The following is a 19,126-nucleotide window of genomic DNA, read 5'->3' on the forward strand; positions in this document are numbered from 1 at the left end:
TGCCCTGGCCCGATCACTTCTTGATCAGGAAATCCTCAGGCTTCTTACCTTTCTTCACCAGCGCGGCCATCCACAGCGGCTGCTTGCCACGACCGGTCCAGGTTTCCTTGGGGTTGCCGGGATTGCGGTATTTCGGCGCGACCTTGCCGAGCTTGCGGCCCTTGCGCGCGGAAGCGGCCTTGGCCGGGCGGCCGGCGGACTTCTTGGCCGTGCCGCCGAACAGTTCGGCGATGGTGTAACCCTCGGCGGCGACAGCGGCGATGAGCCTGGCACGCACCGTGGCGACGGGCTTGCGCTTCTTGAGCGTGGTCTTGCGCTTCTTGGCTTGCGAAATCAGCGAATCAAGTTCTTTGGCGGAAAGGCCATTCAAATCAATCGACATCAATTAACTCCGGATTATCGGCTGAAGGGCGCCATTCCGTGGCGTTGGAAAGATTCAGCCTAACAAATCCCGGAGAAATATAAAAATGCCATGGGAAATGCGGCCATGCGCGAATTAACGCGTAGCCGTTTTTTAACAAACGGAAAGGGCACAAGTCCCGGATCGAGAATCCGTTCTCGAATCCGACTTGAAAATCAGGCTGCGGCAGGCGCGCGCAGGCGGGAAATCAATGTTTCCCGCGTGATGTTTTCCGTTTCCGCGGCATTGCGCGCGCGATATTCGAACGTGCCGGCAGCCAGTGCACGTTCGGATACCACGACGCGATGCGGAATGCCGATCAACTCGATATCGGCGAACATCGCGCCAGGACGCAGGCCGCGATCGTCGAGCACGGCATCGATACCAGCCGACTGCAATTCCGCATACAGCGCCTCGGCCGCGGTGGCGACCGTCGCATCCTGTTTCGGATTGATCACGCATACCGCCACCTGCCACGGCGCCATCGGCTGCGGCCAGACGATGCCGGCATCGTCGTGGTTCTGCTCGATGGCCGCGGCGACGATGCGCGTGACGCCGATGCCGTAGCAGCCCATCGCCAGCGGCTGGGCGCGTCCCTGCTCGTCGAGCACGGTGGCCTGCATGGCTTCGGAATATTTGCGGCCGAGCTGGAAAATATGGCCGACCTCGATGCCGCGCGCGATCGCGAGCTTGCCGCGACCATCGGGCGATGGATCGCCGGCGACGGCGTTGCGGATATCGGCGACAACATCCGGTTCGGACAGATCGCGGCCCCAGTTGACGCCGGTCAAATGGAAGCCGGCTTCATTGGCACCGACGACAAAATCGGCCATCGCCGCGACTTCGCGATCGGCGATCACGCGGATTTTCCCGCGCGGTTTCACCGGTCCAAGGAAACCCGGTTCGGCCCCGAGTGCTTCGAGGATTTCCGCTTCCGTCGCCAGACGATAATCGGCGAGGCCATCTACCTTCGCCAGCTTGATCTCGTTGACGATGTGGTCGCCGCGCACCAGCGCCAGCACGAATTCCTGATTAGAAGCCGCATCGCGGCCGATCACCGCGACCGATTTCACCGTGCGCGAGAGCGGCAAGCCGAGCAGGGCGGCGACGTCCTCGCAGGTCTTCTGCGTGGGCGTGGACACCTTGCGCAATTCCTCGGTGGCCGCCGCGCGCGGACCCGGCGGCAGCGCCTCGGCCGCTTCGACATTGGCGGCGTAATCGGAGCTGTCGGAGAAGACGATCGCATCCTCGCCGGAGTCGGCGATCACCTGGAATTCCTGGCTGGTATCGCCGCCGATCTCGCCGCTGTCGGCGCGCACGGCGCGGAAGCGCAGCCCCAGGCGCGTGAGGATGCGCGAATAGGCTTCGTGCATGTTGCGGTATTCGCGTGCCAGGTCCTCATCGCTGAGATGGAAGGAATAGGCGTCCTTCATGATGAACTCGCGCGCGCGCATCACGCCGAAGCGCGGGCGCAGTTCGTCGCGGAACTTGGTGTTGATCTGATAGAAATTCACCGGCAGCTGCTTGTAGCTGACCAGCTCGTTGCGCGCGAAATCGGTGATGACTTCCTCGGCCGTCGGCGCGTAGCAGAATTCCTGCTCCTTGCGATCCTTCAGCTGCAGCAGGGTATTGCCGTAGCGTTGCCAGCGGCCGGTTTCCTCCCACAACTCCTTGGGCTGGATCGTCGGCATCAGCACTTCGATCGCGCCGGCGCGATTCATTTCCTCGCGCACGACCGCTTCCACCTTGCGCAGCACGCGCAGGCCCAGCGGCGACCAGGTGTAGATGCCGGCGGCGAGCTTGCGCAACATGCCGGCCTTGAGCATCAGCTTGTGGCTGACGATCTCGGCATCGGCGGGGGTTTCTTTTTCAGTGCGGAGGTGGAACTGCGACAGACGCATGCGGGGCGGTCGGAATGGGCGGGAGGGTCCGCCATTCTGCCACGGCATCGGGCCGCGTCGGCGCGACGCGGCGGGATTTTCAGGGGTTTCAGGCCGCGAAGGGCCCGAAGAGTGCGTTCCGGCTTACGACGGACAATTTGCTTTCAACGTGGCGCGCGCCAGTTCCAGCTGATTGCCGCGCTCCTCGGCAGTGAGGGTCTTGTCGGCCTTGCCGTCGCCGTCGGTGTCCCGCTGCACGTCGTTCTTGTCTTCCAGCATCTTGATGTTCTTGCGCGCGGCCGCGCACTGCGGATTTTCACCACCGGTAGGTTTGGCGTCGCTGGCGACGGTTTTCGATGCGGCTTCCGTCGCCTTGGGCGCGGGGGCGGCGACATCGTCGTGCCGGATTTTCTGCTGCTGATACTGCGTGTTGGCCGGCGGGGTTTCCGAATAATGGGTGACGCCCTTGTCGTCCTTCCACTGATAAACCTCCTGGCCCGAGGCGGACAGGGAGATGGCGGCGATGGCCGGAAGCAGGAGTGCCTGGCCGAACAGGGAAAGGAACGGTTTACGGGGCATGCGGAACCTGCTGCGCAAGGAGGGCGGGGCGATTGCAGCACCGTGCGGTGGCGGCTGCAAGCCCGGAAGCCGGATCGCGTGACGCTGGTCGCGGCCCTGGTTTTCGCAGCGCATGCCGGGAGAGCCATTATTTGCCCGCCTGGAGGGCCATGCGAGCGCGTCACGGCGCGGCTCGCTAAACTGCCCACCATGGATGACCAGCCCCTGCAACGTCCGCGCGGCCGCGGCATTTACCTGCTGCCCAACCTGTTCACCACCGGTGGCCTGTTCGGCGGTTTCTTCGCGATCATCGCTGCCTCGCAGGGGCGGATCGAGGCCGCCTGCGTGGCCATTTTCGTCGCCGCCATTCTCGACGGGCTCGATGGCCGCGTGGCGCGCCTGACCAATACCCAGAGCGAGTTCGGCGTGCAGTACGACTCGCTCGCCGATCTGGTGAGCTTCGGCATGGCGCCGGCGCTGGTGATGTACCACTGGGCGCTGATGTCGCTGAAGCTCGATGGCATCACGATTGGCCGGGTTGGCTGGCTGGCGGCGTTCCTGTACGCGGCCTGCGCCGCGTTGCGGCTGGCGCGCTTCAACAGCCAGGTGGGCAAGGTCGACAAGCGCTGGTTCATCGGTCTGGCCAGCCCGGCGGCGGCGGGGCTGATGGCGAGTTTCGTGTGGACGTTCCACGATCTCGACCTCAGTGGTGACGAGATGCGATACGTCGCGCTCGTCGTCACCATCCTTGCGGGCCTGCTGATGGTCAGCGGCATTCGCTACAACAGCTTCAAGGGCGGGCGCGGGGCGAAATCCGATCGCGTGCCGTTCTTCGCGCTGCTGCTGGTGGTGGCGGTGCTGATCGCGCTGGTGATCGATCCGCCCAAGACACTGCTGACGGCGACGGTGCTGTACGCGCTGTCCGGACCGTTGCTGTGGTTCAAGCGGCGACGCCTGCCGGTCGATACGACGGATGCGAGCGCATGAGTTGGGATCCGCTGCAGCGCGAAGTGCTGGAAGCCTTGGGCCATACGTTGTATTTCACGGCTTCGCCGCAGGCGCAGGCATCGGAAGAGGTGCTTCCGGAGGATGCATTGCTGATCGCGGTGTTGCGCGCCGCCGGCCGTAGCCGTGATGCGGCCGACGCCGTTGCGCTGTGTCGCGAATGGGGTCCGGCCGCGCGCCTGCGCAGCGCCGCCGCCAAGCGCGCGCTGTGGCCGCGCTTGCGCGCGTTGCGAGGACGGCCGTCGGCATGAGCGCGGTTACGACGCAAGAAGCCGGAGCGGCGCCCGCCGGCAGTCTGCGGCCGATGCGCGAGACGGATCTCGACGCTGTGATGGAGATCGAGCGTCGTGCCTATCCCTTTCCGTGGACGCAGGGCATCTTCCGCGACTGCCTGCGTGCCGAGTACCCGGCATGGGTGATGTTGAGTGAAGGCAGGCAGAGCGAAGGCCGGATCATCGGTTACGGCGTGCTCAGCGTGGCCGCCGACGAGGCGCATGTACTCAACGTGTGTGTCGATCCGCTGGCGCAGAGCCGCGGACATGGCCGCAAGCTGCTGCGGGCGTTGATGAATAACGCCCGTGGTTTCGGCGCGCAGCGCATCTTTCTCGAAGTACGGCCTTCGAATCCGCACGCCATCGCGCTGTACCACGATGAAGGCTTCAACGAGATCGGGCGGCGGCCACGCTATTACCCTGCCAAGTTTGGCAGGGAGGATGCGATCGTGATGGCGAAGGAATTGCTGGACTAAGCATATCGCCCCTCATTCCCGTTTTCGCGGGAATGACGAGCAAAAAACGACGGTCCGGCTTTAACTTAACCGCGCGCGTTGCGCAGTCAGTGTTTCAAGTTGCGCGGTCCAATCCGTCAAGCGCTTGCGCTCCTGCTCCACGACAGCCGCGGGCGCGTTCTGCACGAATGTCTCGCTGGCGAGCTTGCCTTGTGACTTCGCCTGCTCGCCCTGCACGCGCTTGATCTCCTTGTCGAGTCGCGCGCGTTCGGCATCGAGGTCCACCAGGCCTTCCAGCGGAACCAGCAGCTTCAGCGAGCCAACCAGCGCGGCGGCGGCCGGCGGCGGATCACCCGCGATCGCATCGATGCTGTCGAGACTATTGAGGAACTTCAGCTGCGAGGCATGCCGCGCGATGCGGGCGGCATCTTCCGCCGTGCCATCCTGCAGCAGCAATCGGACTGTCTTTTTCGGCGGCACGCCAAGCTCGCTGCGGATGCGGCGCAGTGCCGACACCATCGACTTGAGCCATTCGATGTCGGCTTCCGCGTCGGCATAGGCCTGCACGGCGAAATCGGCGCTGTGCGGATAGCGCTGCAGCATGATCGTGCGCCCGTCGATGCCGAGCCTGGGTGCGACTTGTCGCCACAGTTCCTCGGTGACGAACGGCACCAGCGGATGCAGCAGGCACAGCACGCGTTCGAGCACGAACAGCAGCGTGTGGCGGGTGCTGTCGGCGGCCGCAGCGTCTTCGCCGTTCAAGGCGGGCTTGGCCAATTCCACGAACCAGTCGCAGAACTCGTTCCAGGCGAACTCGTACAGGCTCTGCGCCAGCAGATCGAAGCGATAGGCGGTGAAATGCGCCTCGGCCTCGGCGGCGGTCTTCGCGAGGCGGGCGAGGATCCAGCGTTCCGCGTCCGTGACCGGCGCGAGGGTTGAAGTTTCGCCGGTCGTAGGCGCCGTGAATCCTTCCGTGTTCATCAGCACGAAGCGCGTGGCATTCCATAGCTTGTTGCAGAAATTCTTGTAGCCCTCGCAGCGCGCGAGATCGAACTTGATGTCGCGCCCGGGACCGGCCAGCGCGGCCATGGTGAAGCGCAGTGCGTCGGCGCCGAAGGCGGGGATGCCATCGGAGAATTCCTTGCGCGTGGCCTTCTCGATCTTCGGCGCATCCTTGGGCTTCATCAGGCCGGTGGTGCGCTTGGCGAGCAGGTCGTCGAGCGTGATGCCGTCGATCAGGTCGAGTGGATCGAGGATGTTGCCCTTCGACTTGGACATCTTCTGTCCGTCCTTGTCGCGCACGAGGCCGGTGATGTAGATGTCCTTGAACGGCACGCGCGCGGCGTCCGGCAGCGACGGCGGCATGAAGTGGTCGGTCATCATGATCATCCGCGCCACCCAGAAGAAGATGATGTCGAAACCGGTGACGAGGACGCTGGACGGCACGAAGCGGTCGAAATCGCGCGCCTGCATCGTGTCCACGTCGGGCCAACCCATGGTGCTGATCGGCCACAGCGCGGAGGAGAACCAGGTTTCGAGGACGTCGTTGTCCCGCGTCAGCGTTCCGGTGTAGCCATCGGTGGCCGCGCGCGCGCGCGCGTCGGCTTCGTCGCGCGCGACGTAGGCCTTGCCGGCGTCGGAATACCAGGCCGGGATGCGATGTCCCCACCACAGCTGACGGCTGATGCACCAGTCCTGGATGTTCTCCATCCAGTGGCGGTAGGTGTTGATCCAGTTGGAGGGCACGAAGCGCACGTCGCCTTGTTCAGCGAGTTTCAGCCCGCGCTCGGCGAAGACGTCCATCTTCACGAACCACTGATCGGTCAGATATGGCTCGATCACCTGGTTGGTGCGATCGCCGTGTGGTATCTGCAGTTTGTGCGGCTTGGTTTCGACCAGCGAGCCTTCGGCTTCCAGATCGGCGAGCACGGTCTTACGCGCGACGAAACGGTCCAGACCGCGATAGCGTTCCGGCGCGTTGTCGTTGACCGTGGCATCGGGGGTGAAGATGTTGATCATCGGCAGGCCGTGGCGCTGCCCGACGGCGTAGTCGTTGAAATCGTGTGCCGGCGTCACCTTCACCACGCCGGTACCGAATTCGCGGTCGACATAAGCATCGGCGATGACCGGAATCTCGCGACCGGTCAGGGGCAGGCGCACGGTCTTGCCGACCAGGTGCGCGTAGCGTTCGTCTTCCGGATGCACCATCACCGCGGTGTCGCCGAGCATGGTTTCCGGGCGCGTGGTGGCGACGGTGAGCGTGCCGCTGCCGTCGCTGAGGGGGTAGGCGATCGACCAGAGGAAGCCGTCTTCTTCTTCGTTGACCACTTCCAGGTCGGAGATCGCGGTTTTCAGCACGGGATCCCAGTTGACCAGCCGCTGCCCGCGATAGATCAGACCTTCCTCATGGAGTTTCACGAAGGCTTCGATCACCGCGGTCGAGGCCATCGGGTCCATCGTAAACACACTGCGCGACCAGTCGCCGGAGGCGCCGAGGCGGCGCATCTGCCGTTCGATGGTGTCGCCGGACTGCGCCTTCCACTCCCAGACCTTTTCGATGAACTTCTCGCGGCCGAGGCCGTCGCGGGTCAGGCCTTCGCGATCGATGTTGCGCGCCACCACCATCTCGGTGGCGATGCCGGCGTGGTCGCTGCCCATCTGCCACAGCGTGCGGTACCCGCGCATGCGGTGGTAGCGGACCAGCGCGTCCATCAGCGTGTGCTGGAAGGCGTGACCCATGTGCAGGGTCCCGGTGACGTTCGGCGGCGGCAGCAGGATGCTGTAGGCCGGGCCGTCGCCTTGCGGGGCGAATACGCCACTGCTTTCCCACTCGGCGTAGAGGCGAGTTTCGAAGGTTTTCGGGTCGTAGCCGGGAGCGAGGGTCATGGGGTTTGGATCTTGGATTCGAAAAGTGATGCTTCGGCTTTTTCCTTCTCCCATCGGGAGAAGGAACATCAAAAATTACATGTCGTGCTTGTTGACTTCCAACCCGCGCGATTTGTACTGCGTCCAGCGCTCGCGCAGCGGGCCGCGCGCGGATTCGTCGGCGGGCACCACTTCCAGTACGCGCTCGAAGCCATCCTGCACGGCGTCGTCGCGCAGGTTGATCACCAGCGGGCGCAGTGGCGTGTCGAACTCGGGCGGCGCGATCAGCACCGGCGTGAGTTCGTCTTCCTCGTCGGTGCCGGCGATCTGGTGCGGGATGTAGGCGTCGTCGCCCATGTCCCACAGCAGGTCGTCCAGCGCCTCGGCCTGGGCCGCGTCGCGCGCCAGCACCAGCGTCCAGTGGTTGGCGTCGTAGGCCTTGCGCGCCAGCTCGCAGACCAGCCGCAGCGGTTCTTCGCGGAAGCGTGGCTTGGCGATCAGATAGAAGTCGGCGCGCGGCATGGGCAGGGAGAGGGGAAGAGGGAGACGGGAGACGAAGCGTCCGCTTCCGTCTATCGTCTCTCGTCTCCCGTCTCTCTTGTGCGGTCGAGCAGCCACTGCGTCAGCAAACCCACCGGTCGTCCGGTGGCCATGCCGCGCTTGCCCTCGTCGCTGGCGGTGCCGGCGACGTCGAGGTGCGCCCAGCGCTGGCCTTCGGTGAAGCGCGCGAGGAAGCAGCCGGCGGTGATCGCGCCCGCCCAGCGTCCACCGATGTTGTAGACGTCGGCGAAGCTGGATTCGAGCATGGTCTGGTATTCGTCCCACAGCGGCAGGCGCCAGGCGCGGTCGAAGACGTTCTCGCCGGCGGTGAGCAGTTCAGAGGCCAGATCATCGTGCTTGCTCATCAGGCCGGAGGCGTAGCGGCCGAGCGCCACCATGCAGGCGCCGGTGAGCGTGGCGACGTCGACGATGGCCTGCGGCTCGTACTTCTGCACGTAGGTGAGGGCATCGCACAGGATCAGGCGGCCTTCGGCGTCGGTGTTGCCGACTTCGATGGTCTTGCCGGACATCGAGGTGATCACGTCGGAAGGGCGGTAGGCGTTGCCGTCGATGGCGTTTTCCACCGCCGGCACCACCACGACCAGATTGAGCGGAAGCTTCATCTTCACCGCAGCGACGAAGCTGCCGATGACGGTGGCGCCGCCGCACATGTCGTACTTCATCTCCTCGATGCCGCCCTGCGTCTTGAGGTTGACGCCGCCGGTGTCGAAGGTAATGCCCTTGCCGACGAGGGCGTAGGGTTTCGCATCGCCGCCACCATTCCAGCGCAGCACAATCAGGCGTGGACGATGGGCAGAGCCGCGCGCGACCGCCAGCAGCGAGCCCATGCCGAGCGCTTCCATCTGCGTTTCATCGAGGATTTCCGCCTCGGCGCCGTCGTGCCCGGCGGCGAAGGACTGCGCCTGCTCGGCGAGATAGGCCGGCGTGCAGATGTTGGGCGGCAGGTTGCCAAGGCTGCGTGCGAATTCCACGCCGGCGGCGATGGCCTCGCCCTGCGCCAGCGCGGTGGCGTCGTCACCGGCCACAGCGAAGCCCTTCAGGCCGGAGTCGTCGTGCTTGGCCTTGTTCTTCTCGCCCAGGGTGGCAACGTAGCGGTAGTTGGCGTGGGCGGCGGCGATCACGGCCTGGCGGATATTCCAGGCCTTGTCGCGGCCCGGGACCTCGAGCTCGGACAGGGTGAACAACGCCTGCTGCGCCGGGCCGGACTTCAGCGCCCGCGCGGCGTCGCCGACGGCCTTGAGGTACTGCGGCACGCCGAACTTGGCCTTGTCGCCCAGCCCCACCACCAGCACGCGCGGCGCGGTCACGCCGGGCAGGTCGTGCAGCAGCGCGGTCTTGCCGGTCTTGCCTTCGATGTCGCCGCGCTCGATCAGGGCGGCGAGGCGGCCGGCGCTGGCGCTGTCCAGGGTCTGCGCGGCGGGCGTCAGCGACTTGTCGCCATAGGCGCCCACGACGATGCAGTCGGTGGCCGCGGTGGCCGGTGTGTCGCGGTTCAGGGTGAATTGAAGGGTCATGACTCTGGTTCGGGGCTCTTTTTCGGGCGGAGTGTTGCTTGCGTCGTATTGTTTACAATCGGCTGTTCACGATTCGACAGGGATACTACCCATCCCCGTCAGGACGGGACGGCCGAAAGGCCGAGTCGCGAACTCTCTAGTCTATCAGGCCGCCACCCCGGCCCAGATCGATCCCACCCGCTAAGAGCCAGATCCCACCGTCTTGATGCCGAAGCTCGACTCCTACCTGTTCCGCGAATTCGCCCAGGCCACGTTCGCGGTCCTGGTGGTGCTGTTGATCGTCAGCCTCGGCGGGGTCTTCGCGGACGTGCTGCGCAACATCGCCGGCGGTCGGATCGCGGCGGGGTTGATGCTTTCCCAGCTGGGCCTGCAGCTGCTGAACTACCTGCCGCTGATCCTGCCCCTGGGCCTCATGCTCGGCCTGCTGCTGGGCGTGAGCCGCCTGTACCGGGATTCGGAAATGCCGGTGCTGGCCTCGATCGGTGTGGGCCCGCGGCGCCTGCTGCGGCCGGTGATGATGCTGGTGCTGCCGATGGTGATCTTCATCGGCATGTGCTCGATGTGGCTGGGCCCCTGGGCGCGCAATTATTCGCAGCAGCTGATCGAGGCCGGCAACCGCAGCCTGCTGGTGGCAGGGCTGGAGCCTGGGCGCTTCATCGAATTGCCCGGTGGCGACGGCGTCGTCTACGTCGGCGGCATGTCCACCGACGGGCGCAGCATGTCGCGGGTGTTCGTCTATCGTCAGACCGATGAGCGGCTGGATGTGACCACCGCGTTGAGCGGCAATCTCGAGGTCGATGGCACCGAGCGCTATCTCAAGCTAAATGAAGGCTTCCGCGTGGAAGGCCCGCTCGCCGACGGCCGCGACTACCGGCTGATGCGCTACGCCAGCAACGACGTGCGCCTGCCGGCGACCGAAGAGGAAGCCAAGAAGGACGATCCGGAACTGCTGTCGACCGTGGCCCTGCTCAGCGATCCGCGTCGGAAGGCCGGCGCCCAGCTGCATCAGCGCCTGACGCCGCCGTTGCTCGCGCTCGCCTTCGCGCTGCTGGCGATCCCGCTGGCGCGCAGTTCGCCGCGGCAGTCGCGCTATGGGCGCGTGCTGCTCGGCTTCCTGGCCTATCTGGTCGGCACCAATCTGATGTGGATGGGCACCGACTGGCTGTCGAAGGGCAAGGTCTCGCTGGCGCTCGGCCTGTGGTGGCTGACCGTGCCGCTGCTCGCCTTCTCGATCTGGGCGTACCTGCATGATGGACGCATGCGCAAGAAGCGTCTGCGCCGTGTGGTGGAGCGGCACGCATGACGCCATTCCCCAAGATTCACGACCAGTACGTCGCGCGCACGGTGGCCACCACCGTACTGCTGACATGGACGGTGCTGGTCGGTCTCGACGTGATCAACGGTCTCGTCGACGAAATCGGCGACGTCGGCAAGGGCAACTACAGCTTCTTCGACGCCATCACGTTCATGGTCTACACGATTCCGCGCCGGGCCTACACGATGTTCCCGACCGCAGCGGTGATCGGCGCGCTGATGGGGCTCGGGCAGCTGGCGGCGAGTTCCGAATTGACTGCGTTGCGCGCGTTGGGATTGTCGCGGCGCCGGTTGAGCATCTCGGTGGCGGCACCGCTGCTGATCCTCACCGGGTTGATGGTGCTCAGCGGCGAAAGCCTCGGCCCGTGGGGGCAGCGCAGCGCCGATGGCCTGAAGGCTTCGGCGAAATCGAGGGATATGACGGTGGCGCAGTACTCCGGCCTGTGGGCGCGCGAGGGCGACACCTTCCTCAACGCGCAGAACGGACGGGAACTTCCCCAAGGCGGCGTGGAACTGCGGGACGTGCGTCTGTACGAGTTCGCCGCCGACGGTCGCCTGGAATCGATCGCCCGCGTCAACGTCGCCGAGCATCGCAAGGGCGGGTGGCTGCTGCGCAATGTCAAACGCACCTATTTCGAAACCAATTCGGTGACGCAGACCGAAGTCCTGGAAGAACACTGGTCCTCGAAGCTCGATGCGGCCGCGCTGGCGGCGAGCGCGCGCAACATTTCGCGGCCGCGCTACATGACCTCGCACGATCTGCGCGAGGGCATCAAATACCGGCAGCGCAACAATCTCGATGCCAGCGAGTTCGAGCAGCATTACTGGGGGCGGTGGTTCTATCCGCTCAATGTGCTGGCGTTGTGCCTGGCGGCGATTCCGTTCGCATTCGGCACCTTGCGCAGCGGCGGCGCGGGCAAGCGGTTGTTCATCGGCATGGTGTTCGCGCTCGGGTTCTGGCTGCTGCAGACGCAGTTCGTGTCGCTGGCGGGCGTGTACAAGTTCGATTACCGCATCGCCTATGTGGTTCCGTCGCTAGTGTTGCTGACGATCTCGTTCCTGCTTTTCAGACGTCGAAGCGGATAAACGGTTGCCCGCGCATTCCTGGTCCTGCACTCCACTCCAGGGACGGGCAGCGGCGCGATCATGGATGTTGCAATGCGGCGAGGGGCGCTCGATCGCGGATTCCGACCGTGCTCGCATGCGCGGTCGCCTTCGATGCGTTAACTTTCCGCCATCCAAGGCTGGGGGAGTGGCGGGATGCAGGATTCGAACGACGCAATCGTCATCGGCGCCGGCCTTGCCGGCCTGGTCGCGGCCACCGAGCTGACCGATGCCGGCAAACGCGTGCTGGTGCTGGAGCAGGAGCCGGAGCAGAGTCTTGGCGGGCAGGCGTTCTGGTCGTTCGGCGGCTTGTTCTTCGTCGATTCGCCGGAGCAGCGGCGCATGGGCGTCCGCGATTCGCACGCGCTGGCGCTGGCCGACTGGATGGGCACGGCGGCGTTCGATCGGGAAGAGGATCTGTGGCCGCGACGCTGGGCCGAGGCCTACGTGGACTTCGCCGCCGGCGAGAAACGCGCCTGGCTGCACGGCATGGGCATGCGCTGGTTTCCCGTGGTGGGCTGGGCCGAACGCGGCGGCTACGGTTCGATCGGTCACGGTAATTCGGTGCCGCGCTTCCACGTCACCTGGGGCACCGGTCCCGGCGTGATCGAGCCGTTCGTGCGCCGCGCGCGCGAGGCGGAGAAGAAAGGCCTGCTGCGTTTCGCCTTCCGCCATCGCGTGGATGGACTCATCGTCGAGAACGGCACCGTTACCGGCGCGCGCGGCAGCGTGCTGGCGCCGGATGGGATGGATCGCGGTAAATCCAGTTCGCGCGAGGTCGTCGGTGATTTCGAACAACGCGCGCAAGCGGTGATCATCTGCTCCGGCGGCATCGGTGGCAATCACGAACTGGTGCGCCGTTATTGGCCGCAGCGCCTGGGCGCCGCACCCGCGCACATGATCTGCGGCGTGCCCGCGCACGTGGATGGACGCATGCTCGACATCGGCGCGAGTGCGGGCGCGAACCTGATCAATCGCGACCGCATGTGGCATTACGTGGAAGGCATCGAGAACTGGAATCCGATCTGGCCGATGCACGCGATCCGCATCCTGCCGGGGCCGTCGTCGCTATGGTTCGACGCCACCGGCAAGCGCCTGCCGATGCCGCTGTGGCCCGGTTTCGACACGCTCGGCACGCTGGAATATCTGCGCGGCAGTGGCCACGACTACAGCTGGTTCATCCTCGATCAGGCGATCATCAAGCGCGAGTTCGCCTTGTCCGGTTCGGAACAGAATCCCGATCTCACCAACAAGAGCTGGCGTCAGGTGCTCAAGCGCGCCGTCGGCAAGCGCGCGCCGGGGCCGGTGGAGACGTTCAAGGAACATGGGCGTGATTTCATCGTGCGCGATACGCTCGAGGAGCTGGTCGCGGGGATGAATGCATTGAGCGGTGACAACCTGCTCGACGTCGCGCAAATCCGGCGCGAGATCGAGGCGCGCGACTTGCAGTTCGACAATCCGTACACCAAGGACAGCCAGGTGATGGCGATCCACAACGCGCGCCGCTATCGCGGCGACAGGCTGACGCGCGTGGCCAAGCCGCATCGCATTCTCGATCCGGCCAACGGTCCGCTGATCGCTGTGCGCCTGCACATCCTCACGCGCAAGAGCCTGGGCGGTTTCGAGACCGATCTGGATGCGCGGGTGCTCGCGCCCGATGGTCAGCCGCTCCCGGGTTTGTATGCGGCCGGCGAAGCAGCAGGCTTCGGCGGTGGCGGCGTACACGGTTATCGCGCGCTGGAAGGCAGTTTCCTCGGCGGCTGCCTGTTCTCGGGGCGGCGCGCAGGTCGTGCCGCGGCGACAGCGATTGCGTAGCGAGCGGAACCTAGCGCTTGCCGATGCCAGCGTAGGGCGACACGCCATCCGGACGCCGCTTGAAGCGACGATGGATCCACAGGTACTGCGTCGGCACGGCGCGCGCCATCGCTTCGATGCCGGCCATCACCTTCGCGGTGTCGGCGGTGGCGTCGGAGGAAGGGAAATCCTCCAGCATCGGCGAGAGTTTCATGGTGTAGCCGCCATCGGCACGGCGCTCGTGCTGGAACAGCACCACCGAGGCGCCGGACAGGCGCGCGAGCTGATGCGTGGACGTGAGGCTGTGCGCCGGCTGTCCGAAGAACGGCACGTAGACGCTGTCGCCGCGGCTGGGATCCTGATCCGGCGCGTACCACAGCAGCCCGCCGCGCTTGAGATGACGCACGGTGCCGCGCACGTCCTGCTTGGGAAACATTGCGGTGGCGTAGCGCGCGCGTCCGCGACGCACCGCCCATTCCATCGCCGGCTCCGCGTGCGGACGGTACATGCCGGCCAGCGGCAGGTGATCGCACATCAGCCGCGCCGCGGCTTCCAGCGTGGTGAAGTGGCCGGAGACGACGATCACGCCGCGGCCGCCGGTGCGCGCGGCCTCGATGTGTTCGAGACCTTCCACGCGCATCCCGCGCCGCAACGGCGCGATCGAGCCCCACCAGGCACGCGCGAACTCGAACAGGCCGATGCCGAGCGCGGCGAAATGCTCGCGCAGCAGGACATCGCGCGCCTCGGCGTCGAGTTCGGGAAAGCAGAGTTCGAGATTGCGCGCGGCGATCGCGCGCCGTTCCGGCAGCAGCCTGCGCAGCGTGCCGCCGATCCACCGGCCCAGCACCCGCTGCCAGGACCAGGGCAGGCGCGCCAGCAGGCACATCGCGCCGATGTTGATCCATGTCGGCCAGTGGCGGATGCCGAGCGGAGGTGGTGGAAGTGGCGGTGGTGTCGTGGACATCCAGTGATTCTAACGGTCCAGCGCTGCGGCTATGCTGTGAAGGTGAACGCCGCCCCTGCCGCCTCCGACAGATCGTGACCGAGCCCGCGATAAACGAGCATGTCGTGAGCGAGCGCGTCATCGAGCGTCTGCTGCGTGGGCTGTATTCGGCCGTTCTGTACGTGCTCGCGCCGATCACCATCTACCATCTGATCTGGCGCGGCTTCCGCCAGACCGAATATTTCCAGCGCTGGAACGAGCGCTATTCCGTCTATGCCGGCGCGCCGCATGCGGAAACCGTCTGGGTGCATGCCGTCTCGGTGGGCGAGGTGAATGCCGCCGCGCCCCTGGTCGACAGCCTGATGCGCGAACGGCCGGACCTGCGCATCCTGGTCACCACCATCACGCCGACCGGCTCGATGCGCGTGCGCGCGCTGTGGGGCGATCGTATCGAGCACGTCTATCTGCCTTACGACCTGTCCGGCGCGGTGAAGCGCTTCCTCGCGCACTTCCGTCCACAGCTGGGCATGATCGTCGAAACCGAGTTGTGGCCGAATCTGCTGTTCTGCTGCCGCGATCAGGGCATCCCGGTGTACATCGTCAACGCGCGCCTGTCGGAGCGTTCGCTGCGCGGTTATCGCGTGCTGCGCGCACTGGTCGGCCGCGCCCTGCGCACCGTGCGCAAGGTGGCCGCGCAATCGCGTCGGGACGGCGAGCGTTTCGTGCGCCTGGGCGCCGATCGCGATGCGGTCGTCGTCACCGGCAATCTCAAGTTCGACATCACCATCGACGAGGAAGGCCTGCACGCCACGGCCGATGCGTTCCGCGCGCGCGTGGGCGTGCGGCCGATCTGGATCGCCGCCAGCACGCATGTGGAAGAAGAGGCGGTGGTGATCGCCATCCATCGACGTTTGCGTGAACGTTGGCCCGATGCGCTGCTGCTGTGGGCGCCGCGCCATCCCGAGCGATTCCGCGGTGTCACGCAGCAGGCGATCGATGCCGGCTGGCGCGTGGCGACGCGCCAGCTCACGCAATGGCCGGACCGCAACGATGGCGTGTTCGTGATCGACACGCTGGGCGAGCTGATGGATTTCTACGCCTGCGCCGACGTCGCCTTCGTCGGCGGCAGCCTGCAGGACATCGGCGGACACAATCTGCTTGAGCCGGCCGTGGTCGGCACGGTCGCGGTCACGGGGCCGCATCTGCACAACTTCGCCGACATCGCGCGGCAGCTCGATGCCGCCGGCGCATTGCGGATCTGTCGCGATGCCGGCGAGGTCGGCGATGCCATCGAATTGCTATTGCGCGAGCCGGAGACGCGTTCGGCGATGGCAGCGGCAGGATTGGCGCTGGTGGAGCAGGGGCGCGGGGCGCTGCAGCGCACGTTGGAGTTGGTGTCCGGCGATCTGCCTGCCCGATCCGGGATGCGTACCGGTTCCTAGAAACGCGAACGGATTCCGGGGCCCGATGCGCTGAAGCGCGAATCGATACCCGGAATCCGTTTTTTGCGGTGATTACTTGTTCTGCGGCGCGGGCGTCGTCGGCAGCGGACCTGTTTCGACCTGCCCCGGAGACAACTGCGCGGTGGCGTCGGCGGTCAGGAGACGGTTGATGTCGCGGAGGTCGTCGATGTCGAGCGAGCCGGCGGCCTGATCGAGCAGCAGGCGGTTCTGCAGGAAGTTGTACTTGGCCTGCGCGTAGTCGGTTTGTGCCTGGAGCAGGGTGCGCTGGTTGATCAGCACGTCGAGCACGGTACGGGTACCGACTTCGAGACCGACCTGCGAAGCGTCGTAAGCGGCCTTGGCGGAGACCACGGCCAGACGGCGCGCTTCGACTTCGCTGACGCCAGCGACGAGTGTCTGATAAGCATCGCGCGTGTTCCGTTCGAGTGCTCGCTTCTGCTGTTCGTACACATCGCGTGTCGCGTCGCGGGTAGCGATGGCCTGGCGAACCTGCGACTGCGTGATGCCGCCCGAGAAGATCGGTACATTCAGTGTCAGGCCGATGGTACGGGTGTGGCCGTCACTGCCATTGGAGCTGAACAAGCTCGACGACGAAGAGTCGCCGTCCCAAGTGGTGTTGCGGCCATAGCTCGCGCCAAAGCTCAGGGTAGGCAAATGCCCCGCGCGGGCCGTGGACACGTCGATTTCCGCGGACTTGGTCTGATATTCGACTGCTTTCAATCCGGGATTGTGTTCCAGGGCGGAAGCAACCCACGTGTCGGCACTCTGTTCCGCCGGCAGCTCCGGGCGGAAATCGTCGGGCAGCGCCTTCAGATTGACGAACTTGGTGCCGGTAATCTGGGTCAATGCCTGGTACGCGTCCTGCAAGGCATTGCGCTGCACGATGGTGGCGGCGCGCGCGCTGTCGTACTCGGCGCGGGCCTCGTGCACGTCGGTGATCGGTGCGAGGCCGACTTCCAGGCGCTTGTCGGCATATTCGAACTGGCGCTTGGCGGCGGCTTCCGCGGCTTCGGTTGCGGCCAGTGTCTCGATCAGCACCAGCACATTGAAATAGGCCGCCGAGGTACGCGTGATCAGATCACCGCCGGCATTGTCGAGCGTGAAGTCGGCAGCCTTGCTGAGCTCGCGCTGCGAGCGCAGGGTGTTGATCCTGCCCAAGTCGAAAATGGACTGGGACAGGGAGGCGCCGTACTGCCGGCCACGGCTGTTGGAAATCCCGTCACTGAAAATCCTGACCGGATTGCCTTGCAAGTCGGTGGTGGTGGCGAAGCCATCCCTGCTGTTGCTGTGCGTCCGCGACAATTCCGCAGTGCCGTTGATCTGCGGCAGCAACTGCCCGCGTGCTTGCACCGCGCCTTCCTTCGTCGCCAGGCGCCTGAATTCCGCTTCGGAGTAGGTCGGATCGCCTGTGCGCGCCAGGTCGTAGGTCTGGAGCAGGTCTTCGGCGAAGGCCGTGGCCGGCAGCAGGGCGGCGATGGCAAGGGTGAGTGCGAGGGGGCGGCGACTCATGATGGGAGATTCCTTCAACTTAGAAGTCAAACTTGGGCGCGGGGGCGGCGCCGGCGAGGTATGCGAGGTCGGTTTCGAATAACGATTGGGTGCGCGTGCCGTTGACGTCGGCGCGGACGAGCACGGCATCCATCACCGGCGAAACGCCCTGCACGGCGAACAGGCGTCCACCGGGACGCAGCCATCGCAGGAAGCGCTCCGGAATCGCTGACACCGCGCCGCTGACGCAGATCGCGTCGAACTGCCCGTCGCCTTCCCACGAGAAGGCATCGGCGGTCTCGATGCGCACGTTGGCGATGCTTTGCGTCTGCAGGCGCGCGCGCGCGGCTTCGGCGAGATCGGCATGGCGTTCGATGCCGACCACTTCGCGCGCCAGCCGGCCGAGGCAGGCGGCGAGGAAGCCGCTGCCGCTGCCGATTTCCAGCACGCGGTCGCCGGCATCGATTTCCAGTGCTTGCAGGGCGCGGCCTTCGAGCACCGGCTTCATCATCTTTTCGCCGTGGCCGATGGGCAGCTCGAGATCGCTGTAGGCGAGCGCGCGGTGCGTTTCGTTCACGAAGGCTTCGCGCGGCAGGGTCGCCAGTGCGTCGAGGACGCGCACGTCGAGGACGTCCCAGGGGCGAACCTGTTGTTCCACCATCGTCTCGCGGGCTTTGGCGTAGTCCATCGTCGGCATGCGGAATCTCATACGGGGCAGGCAGCCCGCGATTTTAACGGGGTTATGTATCGGAAGATGAAGACAGGATCGCTGTTGCAGTACACCAGCACGCAGTGCCGGAAGTCACCGCGACGGAGGTCACGATGCCCGCGCCTTGGCGGCCGGCGCGCGGCGCTCGTAGGCGCGCAGGAACATGTCGACCGAGGCGTTCAGATGCTCCTCCACCGTGCCGGTGATGTCACCGCCGCAGCCCATGACCAGGCGGTCGTGGAATTCGCCCTTGAGCAGGGAGAAGAACTGCACCGCCGCGCGGTGGACGTCGCCGATTTCAAGCTCGCCGGCCTTGATGCGCCGCTGCAGCAGGGCCGCGAAGCCGTCCTTGATGCGCTTCGGGCCAGCCTCCCAGAACAGGATCGGCAGCGCCGAATCGGCGATCTGCGGGGTGCACATCAGGCGATGCCCGGCGACCGCCTCGGGCGAGCTGATCATGGCGTGGAAGGCTTCGGCGATCTCCATCAGGCGCTCGCGCAGCGGCGTGCCGGGGGAGGGCTCGAACAGGGTCAGGGGCAGCTGCTGGTCGCAATGGGCCTTCACCGCCTCCAGGAACAGGGTCTGCTTGTCGCCGTAATGGCTGTAGACGGTGAGCTTGGAGACGCCAGCCTCGGCGGCGATCTGATCCATGCTCATCCGCTCGTAGCCGTGCTGCAGGAACATGCGCTTGGCGGCGTCGAGGATCGCCGCGCCTTTGGCGAGATCCTTGGGCCGGCCGGGGCTGGCTGGCTTGCTGGCGGCGCCGGAGGAAGCCGGCTGGCGGGCGGATGGGGCGGTCAT

The 19,126-nt window shown here is 65.7% G+C and carries 16 protein-coding genes and 1 pseudogene; 7 read left to right on the forward strand and 10 right to left on the reverse strand.

Annotated elements, in window-relative coordinates; genetic code table 11:
• Positions 1-16: 16 nt before the first annotated feature.
• From LG367_RS03740 to LG367_RS03750, 3 genes and pseudogenes are all read right to left on the reverse strand, one after another.
• Positions 17-382, reverse strand: a pseudogene (locus tag LG367_RS03740) (H-NS histone family protein); the annotation flags it as partial.
• Between the two features lie 194 nt (positions 383-576).
• Complete coding sequence (locus LG367_RS03745; protein WP_226467855.1) at positions 577-2,301, reverse strand: proline--tRNA ligase; 1,725 nt, start codon at positions 2,299-2,301, stop codon at positions 577-579.
• Between the two features lie 123 nt (positions 2,302-2,424).
• Positions 2,425-2,859 (reverse strand): DUF4124 domain-containing protein, encoded by a 435-nt coding sequence (locus LG367_RS03750; protein WP_226467856.1) that lies wholly within the window; start codon positions 2,857-2,859, stop codon positions 2,425-2,427.
• Between the two features lie 189 nt (positions 2,860-3,048).
• Here LG367_RS03750 and pssA point away from each other — a divergent pair, with 189 nt between their 5' ends.
• From pssA to rimI, 3 genes are read left to right on the forward strand one after another with little or no spacing between them, the layout of a single operon-like run.
• Positions 3,049-3,825 (forward strand): CDP-diacylglycerol--serine O-phosphatidyltransferase, encoded by a 777-nt coding sequence (gene pssA, locus LG367_RS03755; protein ID WP_226467857.1) that lies wholly within the window; start codon positions 3,049-3,051, stop codon positions 3,823-3,825.
• Positions 3,822-4,094, forward strand: coding sequence for a hypothetical protein (locus LG367_RS03760; protein WP_226467858.1), 273 nt, complete (start codon positions 3,822-3,824; stop codon positions 4,092-4,094). Before pssA ends, LG367_RS03760 begins: the two co-directional genes overlap by 4 nt.
• On the forward strand, positions 4,091-4,591 hold the full coding sequence (gene rimI / locus LG367_RS03765; RefSeq protein WP_226467859.1) for a ribosomal protein S18-alanine N-acetyltransferase: 501 nt from the start codon (positions 4,091-4,093) through the stop codon (positions 4,589-4,591). Before LG367_RS03760 ends, rimI begins: the two co-directional genes overlap by 4 nt.
• A gap of 60 nt (positions 4,592-4,651) precedes the next feature.
• On the opposite strand, the gene LG367_RS03770 is transcribed toward rimI, so the two are convergent.
• The 3 genes from LG367_RS03770 to LG367_RS03780 all read right to left on the reverse strand — a co-directional run bounded on the left by LG367_RS03770 (position 4,652) and on the right by LG367_RS03780 (position 9,510).
• Positions 4,652-7,456 (reverse strand): valine--tRNA ligase, encoded by a 2,805-nt coding sequence (locus LG367_RS03770; RefSeq protein ID WP_226467860.1) that lies wholly within the window; start codon positions 7,454-7,456, stop codon positions 4,652-4,654.
• Positions 7,457-7,531: 75 nt separating this feature from the next.
• Positions 7,532-7,957, reverse strand: coding sequence for a DNA polymerase III subunit chi (locus LG367_RS03775; RefSeq protein ID WP_226467861.1), 426 nt, complete (start codon positions 7,955-7,957; stop codon positions 7,532-7,534).
• A gap of 50 nt (positions 7,958-8,007) precedes the next feature.
• A complete protein-coding gene (locus LG367_RS03780) occupies positions 8,008-9,510 on the reverse strand; it encodes a leucyl aminopeptidase (protein WP_226467862.1) in 1,503 nt (500 codons plus the stop codon).
• Positions 9,511-9,715: 205 nt separating this feature from the next.
• On the opposite strand from LG367_RS03780, the gene lptF reads away from it, so the two are divergent.
• The 3 genes from lptF to LG367_RS03795 all read left to right on the forward strand — a co-directional run bounded on the left by lptF (position 9,716) and on the right by LG367_RS03795 (position 13,743).
• Positions 9,716-10,813, forward strand: a complete 1,098-nt coding sequence (gene lptF, locus LG367_RS03785) for an LPS export ABC transporter permease LptF (protein ID WP_226467863.1) — start codon at positions 9,716-9,718, stop codon at positions 10,811-10,813.
• The gene (lptG, locus tag LG367_RS03790) at positions 10,810-11,910 is read left to right on the forward strand and encodes an LPS export ABC transporter permease LptG (protein ID WP_226467864.1); all 1,101 of its coding nucleotides are present in this window, start codon (positions 10,810-10,812) and stop codon (positions 11,908-11,910) included. The genes lptF and lptG overlap by 4 nt, the downstream gene beginning before the upstream one ends.
• Before the next feature lie 174 nt (positions 11,911-12,084).
• Positions 12,085-13,743 (forward strand): FAD-binding dehydrogenase, encoded by a 1,659-nt coding sequence (locus LG367_RS03795; RefSeq protein ID WP_226467865.1) that lies wholly within the window; start codon positions 12,085-12,087, stop codon positions 13,741-13,743.
• Positions 13,744-13,753: 10 nt separating this feature from the next.
• Here LG367_RS03795 and lpxL read toward each other — a convergent pair whose 3' ends face one another.
• Positions 13,754-14,686, reverse strand: a complete 933-nt coding sequence (gene lpxL / locus LG367_RS03800) for an LpxL/LpxP family Kdo(2)-lipid IV(A) lauroyl/palmitoleoyl acyltransferase (RefSeq protein ID WP_226467866.1) — start codon at positions 14,684-14,686, stop codon at positions 13,754-13,756.
• A gap of 104 nt (positions 14,687-14,790) precedes the next feature.
• Here lpxL and waaA point away from each other — a divergent pair, with 104 nt between their 5' ends.
• A complete protein-coding gene (gene waaA / locus LG367_RS03805) occupies positions 14,791-16,107 on the forward strand; it encodes a lipid IV(A) 3-deoxy-D-manno-octulosonic acid transferase (protein ID WP_226467867.1) in 1,317 nt (438 codons plus the stop codon).
• Between the two features lie 72 nt (positions 16,108-16,179).
• Here the strand turns inward: waaA and LG367_RS03810 are convergent, their stop codons facing one another.
• The 3 genes from LG367_RS03810 to LG367_RS03820 all read right to left on the reverse strand — a co-directional run bounded on the left by LG367_RS03810 (position 16,180) and on the right by LG367_RS03820 (position 19,126).
• Positions 16,180-17,637: a TolC family outer membrane protein gene (locus tag LG367_RS03810; RefSeq protein ID WP_226467868.1), complete on the reverse strand. Its 1,458-nt coding sequence runs from the start codon at positions 17,635-17,637 to the stop codon at positions 16,180-16,182.
• Positions 17,638-17,656: 19 nt separating this feature from the next.
• Positions 17,657-18,325 (reverse strand): protein-L-isoaspartate O-methyltransferase family protein, encoded by a 669-nt coding sequence (locus tag LG367_RS03815; protein WP_425490897.1) that lies wholly within the window; start codon positions 18,323-18,325, stop codon positions 17,657-17,659.
• A 108-nt stretch (positions 18,326-18,433) separates the two neighbouring features.
• The gene (locus LG367_RS03820; protein WP_226467870.1) at positions 18,434-19,126 is read right to left on the reverse strand and encodes a TetR/AcrR family transcriptional regulator; all 693 of its coding nucleotides are present in this window, start codon (positions 19,124-19,126) and stop codon (positions 18,434-18,436) included.

It is taken from the genome of Luteimonas panaciterrae, from assembly GCF_020511115.1.
GTDB lineage: Bacteria > Pseudomonadota > Gammaproteobacteria > Xanthomonadales > Xanthomonadaceae > Luteimonas > Luteimonas panaciterrae.

Bases quoted from the DNA above. Each gene is read 5' to 3' on its own strand.
- LG367_RS03745 (WP_226467855.1), bottom strand. From the start codon at position 2,301: ATGCGTCTGTCGCAGTTCCACCTCCGCACTGAAAAAGAAACCCCCGCC.
- LG367_RS03750 (WP_226467856.1), bottom strand. From the start codon at position 2,859: ATGCCCCGTAAACCGTTCCTTTCCCTGTTCGGCCAGGCACTCCTGCTT.
- pssA (WP_226467857.1), top strand. From the start codon at position 3,049: ATGGATGACCAGCCCCTGCAACGTCCGCGCGGCCGCGGCATTTACCTG.
- LG367_RS03760 (WP_226467858.1), top strand. From the start codon at position 3,822: ATGAGTTGGGATCCGCTGCAGCGCGAAGTGCTGGAAGCCTTGGGCCAT.
- rimI (WP_226467859.1), top strand. From the start codon at position 4,091: ATGAGCGCGGTTACGACGCAAGAAGCCGGAGCGGCGCCCGCCGGCAGT.
- LG367_RS03770 (WP_226467860.1), bottom strand. From the start codon at position 7,456: ATGACCCTCGCTCCCGGCTACGACCCGAAAACCTTCGAAACTCGCCTC.
- LG367_RS03775 (WP_226467861.1), bottom strand. From the start codon at position 7,957: ATGCCGCGCGCCGACTTCTATCTGATCGCCAAGCCACGCTTCCGCGAA.
- LG367_RS03780 (WP_226467862.1), bottom strand. From the start codon at position 9,510: ATGACCCTTCAATTCACCCTGAACCGCGACACACCGGCCACCGCGGCC.
- lptF (WP_226467863.1), top strand. From the start codon at position 9,716: ATGCCGAAGCTCGACTCCTACCTGTTCCGCGAATTCGCCCAGGCCACG.
- lptG (WP_226467864.1), top strand. From the start codon at position 10,810: ATGACGCCATTCCCCAAGATTCACGACCAGTACGTCGCGCGCACGGTG.
- LG367_RS03795 (WP_226467865.1), top strand. From the start codon at position 12,085: ATGCAGGATTCGAACGACGCAATCGTCATCGGCGCCGGCCTTGCCGGC.
- lpxL (WP_226467866.1), bottom strand. From the start codon at position 14,686: ATGTCCACGACACCACCGCCACTTCCACCACCTCCGCTCGGCATCCGC.
- LG367_RS03810 (WP_226467868.1), bottom strand. From the start codon at position 17,637: ATGAGTCGCCGCCCCCTCGCACTCACCCTTGCCATCGCCGCCCTGCTG.
- LG367_RS03815 (WP_425490897.1), bottom strand. From the start codon at position 18,325: ATGAGATTCCGCATGCCGACGATGGACTACGCCAAAGCCCGCGAGACG.
- LG367_RS03820 (WP_226467870.1), bottom strand. From the start codon at position 19,126: ATGACCGCCCCATCCGCCCGCCAGCCGGCTTCCTCCGGCGCCGCCAGC.